The sequence below is a fragment of the Enterococcus sp. 12F9_DIV0723 genome (genome assembly GCF_002174375.1).
Taxonomy (GTDB): Bacteria; Bacillota; Bacilli; order Lactobacillales; family Enterococcaceae; genus Enterococcus_A; species Enterococcus_A gilvus.
This window is the reverse complement of sequence record NZ_NIBK01000002.1, coordinates 187,004-201,703: the sequence shown is the minus strand read 5'-3', so window position 1 is coordinate 201,703 and position 14,700 is coordinate 187,004. Positions and strand designations below refer to the sequence as shown.

At 44.3% G+C, this 14,700-nt stretch carries 14 protein-coding genes; all 14 read left to right on the top strand.

From position 1 onward, the window contains the following. The first annotated feature begins 30 nt into the window (after positions 1-30). Entirely contained in the window at positions 31-1,101 is a 1,071-nt protein-coding gene (locus A5868_RS14095) for a M24 family metallopeptidase (protein ID WP_086305301.1), read from the top strand. A gap of 154 nt (positions 1,102-1,255) precedes the next feature. Continuing rightward, the gene (locus A5868_RS14090) at positions 1,256-2,014 is read left to right on the top strand and encodes a threonine/serine ThrE exporter family protein (protein WP_086305300.1); all 759 of its coding nucleotides are present in this window, start codon (positions 1,256-1,258) and stop codon (positions 2,012-2,014) included. Positions 2,015-2,052: 38 nt separating this feature from the next. Beyond that, a complete protein-coding gene (locus A5868_RS14085; RefSeq protein ID WP_010778855.1) occupies positions 2,053-2,514 on the top strand; it encodes a threonine/serine exporter family protein in 462 nt (153 codons plus the stop codon). Positions 2,515-3,026: 512 nt separating this feature from the next. Continuing rightward, complete coding sequence (locus A5868_RS14075; protein ID WP_010778856.1) at positions 3,027-4,103, top strand: M24 family metallopeptidase; 1,077 nt, start codon at positions 3,027-3,029, stop codon at positions 4,101-4,103. A gap of 15 nt (positions 4,104-4,118) precedes the next feature. Further along, positions 4,119-5,000 (top strand): proline iminopeptidase, encoded by an 882-nt coding sequence (pepI, locus tag A5868_RS14070; protein ID WP_086305298.1) that lies wholly within the window; start codon positions 4,119-4,121, stop codon positions 4,998-5,000. Between the two features lie 26 nt (positions 5,001-5,026). Continuing rightward, a complete protein-coding gene (locus tag A5868_RS14065) occupies positions 5,027-6,385 on the top strand; it encodes a peptide MFS transporter (protein WP_010778858.1) in 1,359 nt (452 codons plus the stop codon). A gap of 495 nt (positions 6,386-6,880) precedes the next feature. Continuing rightward, positions 6,881-8,170, top strand: a complete 1,290-nt coding sequence (gene prdC / locus A5868_RS14060) for a proline reductase-associated electron transfer protein PrdC (RefSeq protein WP_174293634.1) — start codon at positions 6,881-6,883, stop codon at positions 8,168-8,170. Between the two features lie 26 nt (positions 8,171-8,196). Continuing rightward, positions 8,197-10,095, top strand: coding sequence for a D-proline reductase (dithiol) proprotein PrdA (gene prdA / locus A5868_RS14055; RefSeq protein ID WP_086305297.1), 1,899 nt, complete (start codon positions 8,197-8,199; stop codon positions 10,093-10,095). A 9-nt stretch (positions 10,096-10,104) separates the two neighbouring features. After that, a complete protein-coding gene (locus A5868_RS14050) occupies positions 10,105-10,410 on the top strand; it encodes a CBO2463/CBO2479 domain-containing protein (RefSeq protein WP_010741587.1) in 306 nt (101 codons plus the stop codon). Between the two features lie 3 nt (positions 10,411-10,413). Further along, positions 10,414-11,139: a D-proline reductase (dithiol) protein PrdB gene (prdB, locus tag A5868_RS19375; protein WP_081633597.1), complete on the top strand. Its 726-nt coding sequence runs from the start codon at positions 10,414-10,416 to the stop codon at positions 11,137-11,139. Between the two features lie 145 nt (positions 11,140-11,284). Beyond that, on the top strand, positions 11,285-12,022 hold the full coding sequence (gene prdD, locus A5868_RS14040) for a proline reductase cluster protein PrdD (protein ID WP_010778863.1): 738 nt from the start codon (positions 11,285-11,287) through the stop codon (positions 12,020-12,022). A 27-nt stretch (positions 12,023-12,049) separates the two neighbouring features. After that, positions 12,050-12,529, top strand: a complete 480-nt coding sequence (locus A5868_RS14035) for a glycine/sarcosine/betaine reductase component B subunit (protein ID WP_010778864.1) — start codon at positions 12,050-12,052, stop codon at positions 12,527-12,529. Between the two features lie 66 nt (positions 12,530-12,595). Next, complete coding sequence (locus A5868_RS14030; RefSeq protein ID WP_086305296.1) at positions 12,596-13,612, top strand: proline racemase family protein; 1,017 nt, start codon at positions 12,596-12,598, stop codon at positions 13,610-13,612. Positions 13,613-13,630: 18 nt separating this feature from the next. Further along, on the top strand, positions 13,631-14,518 hold the full coding sequence (locus A5868_RS14025) for a hypothetical protein (RefSeq protein WP_010778866.1): 888 nt from the start codon (positions 13,631-13,633) through the stop codon (positions 14,516-14,518). Positions 14,519-14,700: the final 182 nt, after the last annotated feature.

Here is a 14,700-nt window from a genome sequence, read left to right as displayed (position 1 = left end):
GAACCTCAAAATAGAAAGGAACGTGTGACAATGTTAAACGAAACAAAGATCCGTGCGTATTTGGAAAAAGAGAAATTGGATGCTTTTTTTATTGCCAAAAGAGTGAATGTTCGTTTTACTAGCGGTTGGACAGGAGACGATTCATTCATCCTGCTCACACAAGAAGGCCAGTATTTCTTGACCGATCCACGCTATACCGAACAAGCGGCGATCGAAGTACCGGACTATGAGATCATCAATTGGCGTTTGCCCGGAAAGACTGTGGGGGACACCGTGGCGCGCTTAGCCAATGAGAAAAAGATAAAAACGATCGCTTTTGAAGCGGATTATTTAACCTACGATATGTATGCGGATTTTTCAGCGAAAACACCTGCGGAATTTGTTCAGGCAGGGGGCGTGATCGACCGTATGCGTGCGATCAAATCACCAAAGGAAATTCAATACATGCGCAATGCCTGCGAGATTTCTTGCCGCGCATTGGAACGACTATTGCCTGAGATTCGTGTGGGCGTGACAGAAAAAGAGTTGGCGGCCAAGCTTTCCTTGTACATGGTGCAAGAAGGCGCGGACACCCAGCCCTACGGCAATATCCTGATTTCTGGCGCCAACACGTCGCTGCTCCATGGTATCCCATCGAAAAAAGCGATCGAATACGGCGATTTCGTCCTTATGGATTTTGGCTGTCAATACGAAGGCTATATGTCTGATATGACTCGAACAGTGGTCGTCGGTCAAGCGTCTGACAAGCAGCGGGAAGTCTATGAGCTGGAGAAACAAAGCCTCGAAGCAGCAGAAGCAGTGATGAAAAACGGCGCGGCGGTGAAGGACATCTATCAAGCCTCTTTGAAACCTTTGGAGGGAACGGATTATACGCAATACACGTATCGAAATATTGGTCACAGTATCGGCCTGTTTGTTCATGAATTGCCTTACATCGATGAACAATATGACGATGTTTTGGAGACCGGCATGGTGATGACTATCGAACCGGGAATCTACATTCCAGATTGGGGCGGCGTGCGGATCGAGGATCAAGTGCTGATCACCGAAGACGGCTATGAAAATATGATTCGTCTTTCCCATGATTTGATTGAATTATAAGCATCAGATAAGCTATACTAAGACGACGACGGCAGCGGCTGTCGTCGTTTTTTACCGTAAAAAAATAAAAACGTTTCGCTAATCCCATAGTTATAGGATTCGTGGAAACATTCAAGCAAACCAATCACGACGCATCAGAAAAAGGGGGAGACCGATGGATGAACGGGAAGCATTTGATCTTGTCTACGATATTGGCGAAACACTGCTGAAAAACGGGGCGGAGATCAAACGGATTGAAACGACCATTCACCATATTGCAAAAGCATTGGAACTGCAAGAGTTTGACAGCTTTGTTTTGATCAACGGAATATTTATGACTGCGCGTTTGAAGGATCAAACGGTCCAGGCCCGTGTGCGGGACGTGCCGATCTCGCCTATCAACTTAGGCCGCATCGAGCAGATCAATACACTGTCGCGCCGACTCGCGGAAAAGCGGCTAAGTCCAGAGGAAGCCAACCAATGGCTGCAGGAGATCAAGCAGCAGACCTTTTCCTCTAATCCGTTAAAAATTTTCGCCTATGCCTTCGGGAGTGCCAGCTTCTGCTTTATTTTTGGCGGAAGTATCTGGGACACGATGGGGGCGCTGCTTTTAGGCGTGATACTCGCCTGCTTTACGATGTATTTGCTGCCGAAGTTCAACATGTCAGACATTATCTTGACCATCACCAGCAGCGGCTTCGTGAGCATTCTGGCCTGCCTCTTCGTTCATTTCGTGCCGATCCTGCAATTGACCAGCTTGATCACCGGCGGCATCATCTCGCTTTTGCCGGGGGTAGCCATCGTGAACGGCATCCGCTATTTATTTGACGGCGACTACAGCTCCGGCTGGGGCCAAATGATCAATGCGCTCATCACGGCTTTGTGTGTGTCCGTCGGCGTGGGGCTGGTTCTAAGAGTTTTCAGCATGTTGTAAACGATAAAATGATTTTTTTCTGGAGAAAGGAGCGCCTTATGATCACTATTTTGTTCCAAATTTTAGCAGGCTTTTTAGGAACGATCTCTTTTGCGATCCTGTTTGAAGTGCCGCGACGCTACTATGTCTATTGCGGCATGATCGGTGCGTGCGGGTGGTTCATCTATTTGCTGATCATGCAATTTTGGGTGGCACCAGTTACGGCAACCTTTATTGCCTCTCTTGTGTTGATCTATCTTTCACGAGAAGCCTCGTTTGCCCTGAAGGCACCAGTCACGATCTTCTTGATTTGTGGTATTTTTTGCCTCGTTCCTGGGATGGGAATTTACAATTTTACGTATAATTTCTTTATTGGCGACTCGATCAAGGCTGCACAGATAGGCGTACAGGTATTGAAAATTGCGATCGCGATCGCTGTCGGGATCACCGCGGGGTACGAATTATCACCGAAATTTTTCTATTCTTATCATAAAATGCAAAAGAATAAAAATTCATTCTGATGAATATGATAGAAAGTCGTTTTGTTATAATACAGAACGGCTTTTTTGTTTGTTTTTGATTGGATAATTCAACTTTTTTTGTCGACAAACGTTATTGAAAAACCCATTATTTTAATGGGAATCCAAATTTTTGGTAGAGGTGAACAAAATAAAAATACCAGAGATATAATAGAATTTTGCGGATTTTTTTTCGAATTATTCCAAATAGAAACCGCTTTTCAAAAAAATGTTTAAAGAAATGTTTAAATTGGGTAAAAGATATAGTAAACTAGTGGAAGCGGATACGCTGTGACACATTCGATTTTCTTTGTCGAAAGCTTGAAAACTAAATAGTTTTATGGTTATTTTAAAACTAGTGACAGGTGAATCGTTACACAAATTAGTATCCTTGTGCTCAAACTGTTGCATAGCAGTTGAGGTCCTCGAAATCAATTATTAACAGCTACGTGAGAACAGAGCTGTTTTTAATAATGCCGTCAGGCAAACAATATCAATAAAAGGAGTGGAACATTTTGAAAGAACGTCGCGTTGAAAGAGTCATCGAAAAAATGAATGAGCAAGACTATGGCCAATTGTTAGTTTCAGATCCAACAACTATTTTCTATCTAACTGGTCGCTGGATTCATCCTGGTGAACGTCTATTAGTATTAGTGATTACTCCAGAGAACAAGAATACTTTGATTGTCAACAAGTTATTCCCGATCGAAGAAGATCTAGGTGTCGAAAAAGTATTTATTGATGATACAGACGATGCTGTGAAGAAAGTGCTTGAATATGTGGATACGGACAAAAAAATCGGTATCGACAAGAATTGGCCTGCCCATTTCTTATTGCACTTGTTAGAGCTTGTTCCAAATGCCAAGTTAGGAAATGGCTCTGAAGTAACGGATGCCGTTCGCGCAATCAAAGACGAAGAAGAAAAACAATTGATGCGTGACGCACAAGCGGACAACGAGCTTGCGATCGATCGCCTGAAGAATTTGTTGCCGGAAGAGCTTACTGAAGCTGAAATGGCGGACAAATTGGGTGAGATCTACAAAGAATTAGGCAATACAGGGTTCTCTTTTGATCCAATCGTAGGATATGGAGCGAATGCAGCCGATCCTCACCACGAAACGGATGATTCAAAAGTGAAGCCAGGGGATTCAGTGATCTTGGACATCGGCGGGATCAAGAATTCTTATGCTTCTGATATGACCCGTACGTTCTTCTACAAAGAAGTTTCTGACAAAGGGCGCGAAGTCTATGAAACAGTCAAAGAAGCGAACCAACGTGCGATCGATCTAGTAAAACCAGGCGTAAAATTATCAGATATCGACGCGGCAGCCCGCGATTACATTACTGAAAAAGGCTATGGCGAATACTTTACGCACCGTTTAGGCCACTTCATTGGAATCGATTGCCATGAAACTGGAGATGTTTCAGGCGCAAACGACAACGTGGCAGAAGTCGGAAATGTCTTCTCAATTGAACCAGGAATCTATATTCCAGGCGAAGTAGGCGTGCGGATCGAAGATTTAGTAATCGTGACCGAAGACGGATGCGAAAACTTGAATCATTATTCGAAAGACTTAGAAGTCATCGGTTAGGAGGCCAGACGTCGTATGAAAATCGAAGAAGGATACATGCCTTATTTAGGGCATCAGACTTACTACCGCATCGTTGGTGAACAAAGCGGTAATAAGAAACCATTGATTGTCATGCATGGCGGCCCCGGATCAACCCATAACTATTTTGAAGTCCTTGATGAAATGGCGGTCGATGGCCGCCAGATCATCATGTATGATCAATTAGGTTGCGGGAAATCTGCGGTGCCATCTCAGCCAGAGCTTTGGACGGCTGAAACATGGGTCAATGAATTAATCGCATTAAGAGAACATCTAGGATTGGATGAAGTCCATCTATTAGGTCAATCTTGGGGCGGCATGCTGGAGATTATTTATGTGTGTGACTATGCACCTAAAGGCATCAAGAGCATGGTCCTTTCAAGCACCTTGCCTTCAGCCAAGCTTTGGGCACAAGAACAACATCGGATGATCAAATTCATGTCCGAAGAGGATCAGGCAGCGATCGCAAAAGCAGAAGAAACAGAGGTCTATGATGATCCGGCGTATCTTGCAGCCAATGATCGTTACATGGTTCGCCATGCTGCGCCTGTATTCACTGAAAACGATCCAGAACCTTTACGACGGAAAAAAGTCGCAGGGACAGAAAGCTACGTTACAGCTTGGGGACCGAATGAGTATTCTCCAGAAGGAACACTCCACGGGTACGATTATACCGACAAGCTGACGGACATCACTGTTCCAACACTTGTTACGAGCGGCACAAACGATTTGTGTACACCGCTAGTAGCAAAAACGATGTACGACGCGATTCCAGGAGCAAAATGGGAGCTGTTTGCCTTCAGCAGACACATGCCTTTTGTGGAAGAACGTGAAAAGTATATGAAACTTTTAGCGCAATGGTTAGACGCGAACGATTAATTTTTTAAGAGAAAGAAGGAATGATAGTGGAAACAACTCCAGTAAAAAATAAGAAGCCTTTTGGGTTTTATGTCTGCGCACTTGGCTTTACCTTTGAGCGGTGTGCGTTTTATACCGCGAAATACATGTTGGCGATTTGGATCGCAACAACGGCTGCTTCTGGCGGCTTAGGTATGACCAGTGCACAAGGTGTGCAAATATCTGCTTGGTTCGTTGCAGCGACGTACATCACACCAACCTTTGGCGGATACATCGCCGATTATTGGCTAAGTCCTCGCTTATGTGTGGCAGCCGGAATGGTTATGATGGGTGCAGGCTACATGTTGGCTTGGCAAGCAAGTTCAATGGGCATGGTATGGTTGATGATTATTTTGGTAGCACTGGGTACCGGATTATTCAAAGGGAACCTATCGGGTGTAAATGCCTTGCTTTTCAGTGATGAAAAAGAATTGAACGAAGCCTTCTCGATCCAATACTCATTTGTAAATATTGGGTCATTTATCGGAACAACATTCTTAGTATTATTAATTAAAAATTACGGCTTTAACTTTGTATTTATGATTTGCGGTGTGTTACTGCTAATTGATGCTTTGTGGTTTATTTTGAACAGCCGCTCATTAGGCGAAGCTGGTAAAAAACCATTTAAAGTGGATCAACGCCAATTCGATTCTGCTGGTAAAAAAGCAGAGGGTGCCGTAGATACAAAATTAACATCTGGAGACAAAAAACGTATTGTCGCAATTATTTTAGTAACATTGTTCTCAGTTGCGTTTTGGACCGTTTGGTATTTAGCATATATGCCAGCATACTTCTACTTCGGATACGGTGATGGTGCCGGATTTATCGAGCGTGCCAACTGGGTCATTGGAAGCTTCAAGATTCCTACGTCTTACTTTGACTCAATGAACGCACTGACGTGTATCGTATTAGGCCCACTCTTAGGTCGTTTATGGACGAAGCTTGCTGCACGTCCGCAAGGCGATATGAGTATGTTTAAGAAAACAGCTCTTGGTATGATCTTAGTTGGAATCTCTTATGTCGTAATGGTACTTGCAGATATGATCGGAAATGGTCATACAGGCATTTTATGGTTGGCATTAGTTAGTTTATTGATGTCCGTCGGCGAAATGGTCTTCTCTCCACTTGGAAATTCATTTATTGCCAAATTAGCTCCTGCTAAATTAATGGGACTGTTATTAGGTGTTTGGACCATCGCGGTGTTCTTCTCACAAATGATTTATCCTGTGATTTATGCAATTTTGGAAACCGCTGATCCAGCGAAATTCCAAATGGGTTATGGGGTCTTAGCCGCAGTAGTTATTGTGCTGGGAATCATCCTATGGTTTGGTAGTAAATCATTAGACAAATTAGAAAGCGCAGAATAAAACGCGTGATGTGATTAAACGCTCATCCCTTGAATAGGGGTGAGCGTTTTTGTGTGTTTTATGTGAAGTCCTATACATATAAATGTATCGAATGAAAGCAAGGTTGATCAATAAAAAATGTCTATATAATGGAAATAAGTGATTCAAACGTCTTATATTAAATAACGATTTAATAAAACACTTAGTTTTGTGAAATAACTGAGTATAAATGGTAATTTTTTAGTCTATTTGTTGATTGTCGACTGTCTACAAGTACTGATAAAAGTTGTGAAATCAATAATTGTGAACGTTTTTAGTCAATCACCTCGGATTAATGAAAATTCAATTAGAGAAACCAAAAAAATGAACAATCCATAAAGATATTTGTCAGAAAATATCAAAATAAACAGGAAACGACCTTTAATAAGCTAGATGATTGTGCTATCATTTACATGAACTACGGGTGGCTGATTTGCTCAAGTTCGAACAAACGAAAAAGCGAGGAGGTGAAACAATTTGACACAAATTCTTATACCATTAAAACAACATGTCGGCGCTCCTTGTAAAGGAATCGTGAAGGCAGGCGACCATGTCCAACGCGGACAACTGATCGCTGAGCCGAACGGGTTAGGCGCAAATATCCATGCGAGCTTTTCTGGAAAAGTAGTTGATGTAGACGGTGACAACATTGTTCTCATGATCGATGAAGAGCAGGATTTCTCGAAATATCTGCCTATTCCTAAGACAGAGAGCAACGCGAAAGCTGTCGAGGCTGCGGGGATCGTTGGTGCTGGGGGAGCAGGTTTCCCTACATTCTTAAAACTGGCGTGTGATATTCCAGAAGGAACCTTTATCGCAAACGGTGCGGAATGTGAAGCATTGCTGGCTCATAATGTGAAACAAATGAGCGAGCACATCGATCAATTGATCCGCGGGATGAAGTATTCCATGGAAATGATCCATGCCCCTAAAGGTGTGATCGCTGTAAAAGGCAAGCATCGGATGCTAGTGACACGCTTATTGAAGGCCGTGGACAGCGAGCCAACGATTGACGTGTATCAATTGCCGGATATCTATCCAGCAGGAGATGAGCGAATGATCGTTCGTGAAGTAATGGACATTGTGCTGGAACCAGGCCAGCTTCCAACAGAAGTTGGTGCAGTGATCGATAATGTGGAAACGATCAAACGAATCGCGGAAGCTATTGAAGATCGCAAGCCGTTCATTGACAAAGATGTGACCGTCTCTGGTCGCGTAAAACAAAAAGAAACAGTCTTCGTGGATGTACCGATCGGAACACCAGTCAAGACATTGATCAACAATGTCGGCGGTTACGTCGAACCACATGGCGAGATCGTTGTCGGCGGACCTATGACGGGACGAAGCGGCGATGAAATGACACCGATCACGAAAACAAGTGGCGGTGTGTTAGTCGCAATGCCATTTCCACAAGAAAGCCGGAAAGTCGGTTTGCTGATCTGTGAATGCGGCGGTTCTGCCGAACGCATGACCGAGATTGCTAACAACATGGGCGCGGAAGTTGTCGCTGCTGAAAGATGCAAGCGGATGGTAGAAGTAAATGGAAGATATAGATGTGCCCTGCCAGGTATTTGTCCAGGCCAAGCTGCAACTGTCATGTCCTTGAAGAAACAAGGGGCAGAAGTAGTATTGACTGGCTCCTGTTCCGATTGAACGAACACCGTTATGGGTGTAGCTCCTAGGTTAGGAGTTCCGGTTTATCATCATACAGATCATGTGCTGCGGGCAGATGGGCATAGACTATATCGTAGATTACCTACAAATTAATTTTAAAAATTAGGAGGATTTAACGAATGTCTATTACAGCAGAAACTGCTAAGGAACATGCCAAAGACCCTGCCGTATTATGTTGCCGCGCGGAAGCGGGCAAAGTAATCGCACCAGATGATTTAGAAGATCCAGCGATCTTCCCAGATTTAGAGGATTCAGGCTTATTAGAATTACCTGATACGACTCTAACAATCGAACAAGTACTTGGTACGACATTGAAAGAAACAACGGATGCGTTGGTTCCATTGACAAAAGAATTATTAGATGGTGTTTCTGAAGTCACGGAAGAAGCAGCCGAAGAGGAAGCTCCTGCAGAAGAAGCAGCAGCGCCAGCTCCGGTGGCTCCTATCGCTCCAGTCGCACCTGTTACGCCAATGGGCGGACAAACAATCAAAATCCATATTGCAGAAGGACGCGGGATCGATCTAGAAGTACCGATGTCTATCGCCGGTCAAATGGGTGTTGCACCAGTCGCACCAGCGGCTCCAGGTGAAGCAGCAGCGCCAGCACCAGCGGCAGCAGCACCAGCTCCTGAAGCAAAAGTAGAAGAAAAAGTGGTTCGTTCCGTTCGTCGTGATCACATGAAGATTGAAAAAGTGGTCTTCGGTGAGGAAACAAAGATCGAAGGAACAACTTTGGTTCTGCGCAAAATGGAAGACATGTGCGAAGAAGCAGCGGAACTAGAAGAACTAGTTGAGAGTGTGACTTTTGAAATCATTACACCAGATAAATATAACGAATATAGTGAAACGATCATGGACGTACAACCTATCGCTGCTAAAGTAGATGGCGCAGATATCGGCCATGGCGTTACTCGTGTGTTAGATGGCGTAGTCATGGTTCTTACAGGTACAGACGCAAATGGTGTACAAATCGGTGAATTCGGTTCTTCTGAAGGCGAATTGGACCGCAACATCATGTGGGGACGTCCTGGTGCACCAGATAAAGGCGAAATCTTCATTAAAACACAAGTAACGATCAAAGAAGGCGCGAATATGGAACGTCCAGGACCATTAGCCGCTCATAAAGCATCAGACTATATCACACAAGAAATTCGCGAAGCCGTGAAAAAAGCGGACGAATCTCTAGTGGTAGAACAGGATGAAATCGTACAAAAACGTCGATTTGGTAATAAACGAGTGATCATCATCAAAGAGATCATGGGTCAAGGTGCGATGCACGATAACTTGATCATGCCAATCGAACCAGTTGGAACATTGGGCGCAAAACCCAACGTTGACTTAGGAAACTTACCAATTATTTTGGCGCCAACTGAAGTATTAGATGGTGGTATCCATGCATTGACGTGTATTGGACCTGCATCAAAAGAAACGTCTCGCCACTATTGGAGAGAACCATTAGTGCGTGAAGCGATGGAAGACGAAGAAATTGATTTAGTCGGTGTAATGTTTGTAGGTTCTCCGCAAGCAAATACTGAAAAATATTATGTTTCTAAACGTTTAGGTATGACGGTCGAAGCGATGGACGTTGATGGCGCGATCGTTACGACTGAAGGATTTGGTAACAATCATATCGATTTTGCTTCGCATATTGAAGAAATCGGCAAACGCGGCATTAAAGTTGTCGGAGATTCTTACTCAGCAGTACAAGGTGCGTTGGTTGTTGGGAACCCAGAAATGGTCGCGATGGTCGACAACAACAAATCAATGCAAGGGATCGAAAACGAAATCTTGTCGAACAACACACTATGTAAGGAAGACGCGATTCGTGATTTAGCAATGTTGAAAACATTGATGGGCGGCGGCACGATCAAAGCAGCCGAACGTAAATGGAACCCGAATGTAAAAGCAAACAACATTGAGATCATCGAAAAAACTACAGGCAAGAAGATTGACCTTGTAGAAAATGAGCAAGTCTTGCCTAAGAGTAAAAAACGCCAAGAAATTTACGAAGTAGAATAAGGTGAAATAATGGATGGAATGAATAAACTCAAATATATTTCGACGGAACAAATGTTTGAAGGGATCATCGTTGAACTTCATGATGCCAGTGTGACGATCGACTTAAAAGGTCGATTAGGTCAGCTTAAAATACCTCGTCGAATGATCATTTCTGAATACAATTTAGAGATCGGTCAAGAAGTTGGGTTTTTAATGACTTATCCAGAAGTTTTGGCAGAAGAACCGGATGAACATTATAAAACTGCTATTTATGAGCATGAGCGTCGCCGGGCCGAAGCCAGAAAAAAACGTGAAGAAGCAAGAGAGGAGAATTAACACATGGGCTTAACAGTCTTTGAAGGGTTACAGTCAGAAATTTTTGTGCCGATTACGCCAAAATCTGTCTTTACCCCTGTGAAAAAAGAGCTTAAAGAAATGCGTGTGGCATTAGCAACTGCTGCCGGCGTACATTTGAAAACAGATAAACGATTCAACTTAGCGGGTGATACCACGTACCGCGAAGTACCAGATACAGCTAAAGTAGAGGAATTGATGGTTTCTCACGGCGGGTACGACAATGCCGATGCAAACCGTGACATCAATGCGATGTTCCCATTAGATCGTTTACATGAACTAGCGGCAGAAGGATTCATCAAAGAATCTGCACCTGTCCACTATGCTTTCATGGGCGGCGGCGGAGACCAGGACGCATTCCACGATGTAACTGGACCAGAAATCGCACAAAAATTAGTAGAAGAAGACGTCGATGCTGTCGTCTTGACCGCTGGCTGAGGAACCTGTCATAGAACTGCCGTGATCGTGCAGAGAGCTATTGAGGAAGCGGGAATTCCTACTATTTTAATCGCCGCGTTGCCACCAGTTGTACGCCAAAACGGGACACCACGTGCCGTTGCTCCGCGTGTACCAATGGGTGCGAATGCCGGTGAACCACATAACATTGAAATGCAGACAGGTATCATGAAAGATACTCTGGAAGCACTTGTAGCAATCGAAACGCCAGGGAAAATTGTTCCTTTACCTTATGAATACATTGCCCACGTCTAGAACATGAGGCGGATGGAATAAGTATTCAGCGTCGAGAAATAAGACGAAAAGCCTAAAAATTGGTTTTCCTATTTTTGCGGCTGTTCGCTTATTTCTAAGACGCTGCTTATTCAATCGCCGTTTATATTGGAAGTAGGTGTGAATAATGCGAGGCGAAACGCTAAAAATCAAAGTGTTTCATATGGAAGACGTCACCAGTGGCGACACCTTCCGTCTTGAACCCACTCGTTTGCAGATCAAGCAAAACTTTGACTGCGGAGACGCCGCTATTCAGAAGCTGACGATTCGATTGCTCCCACCGCATCAGCATAATGTTGAGACCAACACCATCATGGATATCCTTCCGATCTCCACGAAGGTGCTGGGCGCGCTGGGGTCTGGGATCACGCATACACTTACCGGTGTTTCAGTCGTCATGACTGGGGCTATTGAGGATGGAGAACAAATGCATGAATTTGGCTCTTCTGAGGGTGTATTGCGTGATCATTTAGTATTGAATCGAGCAGGGACGCCTAACGCAGAGGATTACATTCTTTTGATTGATCTTCTAGCGAAAAAGGGGACTCCTTTTAATCGTGAGCTCTGTCTTAAAATGTTTGCGATCGTAGACGACTATATCCAAGAAATTCGCGAAAAGCTGAAGATGCTGGAAGGAAAAGAAGCCTGTGAGACCCATGTCTACGAAGACAAGACCAATCCAGGCAAGCCGAAAGTGGCTTTGGTGAAGCAGGTGGCGGGGCAAGGAGCGATGTACGATATGCTTCTTTATCCGAATGAACCTAGCGGCTTCAAAGGCGGCTGTTCCATCATCGACATGAACAATATGCCCGTCTTCTTGTCAGCGAATGAGTATCGCGATGGGGCGATTCGTTCGATGGTTTAACGTAACTAATGGATAGGTGGTGGTGGTATGGGGATTGGCCCATCAACCAAAGAAACATCTTTGCATCATTTTCAAGACCCACTGGTGGATCTGTTAAGCAACGATCCTGATATCGATTTTCAAGGAGTGGTTGTCGTTGGGACGCCGCAAAGCAACGCCATGAAATACCTCGTTGGTCAGCGTACGGCTGCATGGCTGGAAGGGATGCGCACGAATGGTGTGATCGCTTCGACCGATGGCTGGGGGAATTCAGATGTTGATTTTGCGAACACTTTGGAAGAGATCGGCCGCCGAGAGATTAGCGTGATTGGACTCAAGTTCATTGGTACACAAGCGAAGTTTGTTGTAGAAAATGACTTTACCACGCACGTTTTGGATTTCAATAAATCAGAAGCGGGGATCGAAACAGAGGTCGTTGGTGAAAATACGATCAATCAACGAGATGCTGTTAAAGCGCTTGCGTCGATCAAATTGAAAATGCGAAAAGACAATCAAGAAATACGATAACTGTTTGAAAAAATAGAAATAGTGGATGAAAAAATCATTCACTAGTACGAACAAGGGAGGATAATCATGAAAGTATCAAAAATGATCTCAGCAATCGACACACATACAGCAGGTGAAGCTGCCCGTCTGATCATCGGTGGAATCCCAAAATTCCCTGGTGAAACAATGGCTGATAAGAGAGCCTATTTGGAAAACGAAGCAGATGACCTTCGTAGAATGTTGATGCTGGAACCACGAGGACACCGTGATATGTTCGGCGCCTTCATTACAGAGCCTGTTCACAAAGAAGCAGACTACGGTATCATTTTTATGGATTCAGGCGGTTATTTGAACATGTGCGGCCACAACACGATCGCAGCGATGACTTCAGCAGTAGAACAAGGCTGGGTAGAGGTCAAAGAAGGCGAACGTGAAGTCAAAGTGGTTCAAGATACGCCAGCCGGAATCGTTCACGGAACGGTTCATCTGGATGAAGATTATTCAGCAGAATCTGTGTCATTTGAAAACGTGGAATCATTCCTTTATAAAGAAAACGTCACAGTTAATGTTCCGGATATCGGAGAATTGTCGATGGATATCTCCTTCGGCGGCAGCTTCTTTGCGATCTTGCCAGCCGCATCTGTTGGTCTGGAGATCAAACCAGAGAACGCATCGAAATTCAATGATCTTGGGATGATCATTCGTGATGCAGTGAACGAACAAATCGACATTCAACATCCAACATTGGAGCATATCAAAACTGTAGACCTTGTGGAATTTTATGGTCCAGCAACGAGCCCTGATGCGACGTATCAAAATGTGGTGGTCTTTGGTGATGGACAGGTAGACCGCTCGCCATGCGGAACGGGAACCAGTGCCAAGCTTGCGACATTATACGGCAAGGGCGAAATGAAAGTCGGCGACACCTTCGTGTATGAAAGTATTCTTTGCACGAAGTTTAAAGGGGAGATTGTGGAAGAAGCTGAAGTTGGTGGATACAAAGCAATTATTCCTCGCGTAAGCGGTTCAGCGTATGTCACAGGATACAACTCATTCTTGGTTGATCCGAAAGATTCCTTGAAGGATGGATTCCTTTTAGGATAAAGATGAAGGAGGGGTAATATGGTAACGATTTTAGTAACATTATTTGCGGTGGTTCTAGCGGCACAAGCGGCTGGGATGGTCATTGATTTCTTGAGACACAAAGGCGACGACGGTGGCGGCTCATGGGGCGGCGGACTTGGGATTGGTTTTGTAACGAACTTTTTGGATACATTGGGAATTGGTAGTTTTGCCCCAACGACATTGCTTTTTGATGTCACCAAACAATTGAAAAACCCTCGTCATTTACCAGGAACATTGAACGTGGGACATGCGATCCCCGTATTGACACAAGCGATTTTATTCACGACGACAGTTGCCGTCCAACCATTGACGTTGGTTGCATTGATTGGCTCAGCGACGGTTGGTTCGTATATCGGTTCAAACTTTGTAACAAAATTACCAGCTAAAAAAGTCCAATTGTATATGGGTGTTGCGTTGATCGCAACGGCGATCTTGATGGCCTTGAGACAATTAGGGATGATCGACATCTTGGGTGCCGATAATACAGCGACTGGGTTGAGCGGTATCCGTTTGATCATCGGTGTTGTCGGAAACTTCATCTTCGGTGCGTTGATGACTGTTGGCTGCGGCTTGTACGCACCATGTATGGCTATGGTTTATATGCTTGGGATGAGCCCGTTGGTTGCTTTCCCGATCATGATGGGATCTTGTGCAGGCTTGATGCCCGCAGCAAGTATCAACTTTATCCGTACAGGCGACTATGCCCGTAAATTGAGCTTAGGCTTAGGGATCGGCGGCGTTGTCGGTGTATTCATCGCCTTTACCTTTGTGAAGAGCTTGAACCTGGATATTCTAGTATTCTTGATCGTATTAGTTGTTCTTTATACAGGCGCAACGTATATCAAAAAAGGCTTGTCAAAAGAACCTGAACAAAAAACAGCGTAATTGCTATCAAAACTACCTGCTTCTTTCGAGCAGGTAGTTTTTTTTATGCTGGTTTAGAAAGATAAAAACGGCGGGCCGCTTTTTATTTCCCGCGCGTCAGGGGCCAGCGATGTTGAGTCTCAGAATTTCTTGACGATCGGAGAGGTCATTGGAACGAAAAAAAAACGTCTGAAATGCAAAAA

Bases quoted from the DNA above. Each gene is read 5' to 3' on its own strand.
- A5868_RS14095 (WP_086305301.1), top strand. From the start codon at position 31: ATGTTAAACGAAACAAAGATCCGTGCGTATTTGGAAAAAGAGAAATTG.
- A5868_RS14035 (WP_010778864.1), top strand. From the start codon at position 12,050: ATGGGGATTGGCCCATCAACCAAAGAAACATCTTTGCATCATTTTCAA.
- A5868_RS14025 (WP_010778866.1), top strand. From the start codon at position 13,631: ATGGTAACGATTTTAGTAACATTATTTGCGGTGGTTCTAGCGGCACAA.
- A5868_RS14090 (WP_086305300.1), top strand. From the start codon at position 1,256: ATGGATGAACGGGAAGCATTTGATCTTGTCTACGATATTGGCGAAACA.
- pepI (WP_086305298.1), top strand. From the start codon at position 4,119: ATGAAAATCGAAGAAGGATACATGCCTTATTTAGGGCATCAGACTTAC.
- A5868_RS14030 (WP_086305296.1), top strand. From the start codon at position 12,596: ATGAAAGTATCAAAAATGATCTCAGCAATCGACACACATACAGCAGGT.
- A5868_RS14085 (WP_010778855.1), top strand. From the start codon at position 2,053: ATGATCACTATTTTGTTCCAAATTTTAGCAGGCTTTTTAGGAACGATC.
- prdA (WP_086305297.1), top strand. From the start codon at position 8,197: ATGTCTATTACAGCAGAAACTGCTAAGGAACATGCCAAAGACCCTGCC.
- prdD (WP_010778863.1), top strand. From the start codon at position 11,285: ATGCGAGGCGAAACGCTAAAAATCAAAGTGTTTCATATGGAAGACGTC.
- A5868_RS14050 (WP_010741587.1), top strand. From the start codon at position 10,105: ATGGATGGAATGAATAAACTCAAATATATTTCGACGGAACAAATGTTT.